The sequence below is a fragment of the Paenibacillus oenotherae genome, from assembly GCF_019443105.1.
GTDB classification, from domain to species: domain Bacteria; phylum Bacillota; class Bacilli; order Paenibacillales; family Paenibacillaceae; genus Paenibacillus_Z; species Paenibacillus_Z oenotherae.
The window spans coordinates 1-520 of the sequence record NZ_JAHZIJ010000087.1; the positions used below are offsets into that span (position 1 = coordinate 1).

A 520-nucleotide genomic window follows, 5' to 3' on the forward strand; every position below is an offset into this window, starting at 1 on the left:
TCGCCTCCATCAGCTGCGCCGGGTCTTTCTCCGCTCCCGGCGCCAGGAACGCCACGCTTGCTCCGGCCATCATCCACCAGAACAGCTCCCACACCGATACGTCGAAGCTGTATGGCGTCTTCTGCAGAATCACATCCCCCTCGCCCAGCGGATACGCCTTCTGCATCCAATGGATCCGGTTGATCACCGATTCATGGCGGATCATGACCCCTTTAGGACGTCCTGTCGAGCCCGAGGTGTACAGAATGTAGGCCAGATCATCCGGTGCGCCCACTGGAGCCAGCGGCTCCACCGCGCCTTCGCGCCATGCCGCATCGTCCAGATCGATCAGCGTGACAGCCGGCATCGCCCCCGCATCGGCAGCCGCTGCCGCCGAGCCATGCGACGCCACTGGTGACGCCTCTCCCGATACCGCCTGCGAAGCCTCTTGCGACGCCCCGCTCGCGACATCCGTCGCCTCGCGCGCCGTCACGCGCTCTGCCGCAGCCAGCCAGCTCCGCTGCGCACAGATGACGCGCAG

General features: G+C 66.2%; 1 protein-coding gene. It reads right to left on the bottom strand.

The genetic code is table 11. The annotated features are described in order from the left end of the window. The coding region (locus K0T92_RS24690) for an AMP-binding protein (protein WP_219875278.1) at positions 1–520 on the bottom strand (520 nt) is incomplete at both ends.